The sequence below is a fragment of the Paramesorhizobium endophyticum genome (assembly GCF_014640615.1).
In the GTDB taxonomy this organism is placed as follows: Bacteria; Pseudomonadota; Alphaproteobacteria; order Rhizobiales; family Rhizobiaceae; genus Paramesorhizobium; species Paramesorhizobium endophyticum.
In genome coordinates this window covers 1-1,954 of the sequence record NZ_BMHH01000066.1, presented here as the reverse complement: position 1 = coordinate 1,954, position 1,954 = coordinate 1, and the positions used below count along the sequence as shown (strand labels likewise).

General features: G+C 51.5%; 1 protein-coding gene. It reads right to left on the bottom strand.

What is annotated here, in order from left to right; translation table 11 throughout:
* Window positions 1–657 precede the first annotated feature (657 nt).
* Complete coding sequence (locus tag IEX53_RS23535) at window positions 658–1,593, bottom strand: hypothetical protein (protein ID WP_188826597.1); 936 nt, start codon at window positions 1,591–1,593, stop codon at window positions 658–660.
* Window positions 1,594–1,954: the final 361 nt, after the last annotated feature.

Below are 1,954 nucleotides of genomic sequence, written 5' to 3'. Positions count from 1 at the left end.
GTATTACGCTGGAAAAAGCGTCCGGTTAATGATCGGAATCTCCGTCCGGTTTCATTGGAATACGCATTGTCGTGAGGAACAGCCAATGTTGGCAGCGCTGCTGCGATATACACACCACAACTGGTTTCGGAATAGCGCCAGGCGCCGGTGCGCCATTAGCATTATTGTATGATACTCCATTTGAGGGCGAATTCCAGTTTGTTCCGTCCGTTGTTCCCTGACACTATAAATAGGAGCGTACAAAATACCAACAAATTCAGGTCATAATTGGTTGGAAGTGGAAGCCAGCGCGGGTCTGGCCCGGGTAGAGCTCTCGTCAATGGTGGGAATTCCTTTATAAGGACTCCAGCTCTGTTCGTCGGTGGAAGTCGTATAGAGTATTTCTCAACTATAGTCGCCGCGGTTTTTGTACATGCACCACAGCTCGTTATCGAATATGGCCAGCGCCGGCCCGTCATCGGTCGCAGAGTTGGTGATCATTGGTTATTCCTGCTGCCAACCGTCACTGTCGAAAGAGTCCGACCACAGGGTCAGCGCGCCGCCCCATCATTATGCACACCACAACTTATTATTAATCGCGAGCAATGCTGGGCCAACGGTCGCAGTCGCGGATAGAATCGGCGCAAAAACAACGGCGCTGCCCTTAGTTTGGAGGATTTAGTCCGCGGCGCAATAGGCCAAAAAAATCACACCATTATACATGGCCAGCCCGACACCGGTTCCGAGCGCGCGCGAAACTCCTTTTATCGTTTGGGGGGAACTCCAGCTATTGGAATTTCCTGTGGTGGTTATGTAATGCAACTCCGTGTAACCTTCATCGAAACCTCCACCCGCACCGTATATGCCCAAAAGCATGTCTCTGCTGGGCAAATAACAAAGAGCTGGTCCAGCGTCAGTAGCATCTCCCCATGCAATTTGGCCGTCCCAAGCGGATGGTGTGGTCCAGCCTTGGCCGCTGTTGCTTGCAGCGTACAGCCACTGGACGGGCATACTACTACGATAGAAGCATGTCAGCCGAGTTTTGCTAGTAGCAAGCGATAGTGAAGCAGATGTGGAGTTGGTGCCTACGTTAGAAGGGGTTTGCCAGCCTTGGCCAGCGTTCCAGCTGTACCACATGTTAATATCACCGCCTATGCCGCTGGTTGGGCCTTGATATACATAGTATAGTTTATTACCGAACGTAGCTATTGCCGGCCCGCTGGCAAGGGGAGCATCGATTGTCGGGGCCCCAACCCAATCTTGACCGTTGTCGGATGTTAAAAAAAATGGGTAACCATTGAGACCTTGATATGCGCACCATAGCTGCTCCTTATCTTGCCCCTCTGGCTTGAATACAGCCAGTGCCGGCCTCGAATGGGTATAGTTGTTGTCTATCGGATTTTCCGCCTGCCAAGCAGTGCCATCAAAGACCGCAGACCACATCCTTGCACCGCTGGCGATGCCATCATTATGCACGCACCACAACTGTTTATTGAATTCGAGTAACGCCGGGCCAGCAGTACTGGTGGCCGAAAGAAGCTGCTCCGGCGGCCTCCAGCCTCTGGTTTCAAACGAATCGGGAAAAGCGGCGGTCCATTTGATGCTGTAGCTCATTGGAAGTCCTTCATTACCTATAAAACATCAATAATCTGGTTGGCGTGTTCATGACCGTCCGTTGCCAAATAAGGCAACAAGCGCAACTATAACACGCATAATATCTGCGTCAATACACGCAAAAGGATAATATGGTTTGACCCAGCCAGCGCTTCCCAGCCGGTCCGATAGCGATTATCCCGGGTTACAATGACGGCGAAGAAGTTGCCAAAAATGACAGTCGAATAGGGTGCCGCCGGGAGGGTGGTTCCCCTCCCCCTACGGTTAGATCTTCGCCTGTTCGGCACCAAAAGTCATAAGTGTCCGTCCGAGGACTTTCTGAATCGGAAGAATTGATTATCGGATTTACGCTTGCGAAGTA

What these genes read in the sequence shown, in the direction of transcription:
- IEX53_RS23535 (WP_188826597.1), bottom strand. Translation starts at nt 1,593, where the DNA reads ATGAGCTACAGCATCAAATGGACCGCCGCTTTTCCCGATTCGTTTGAA.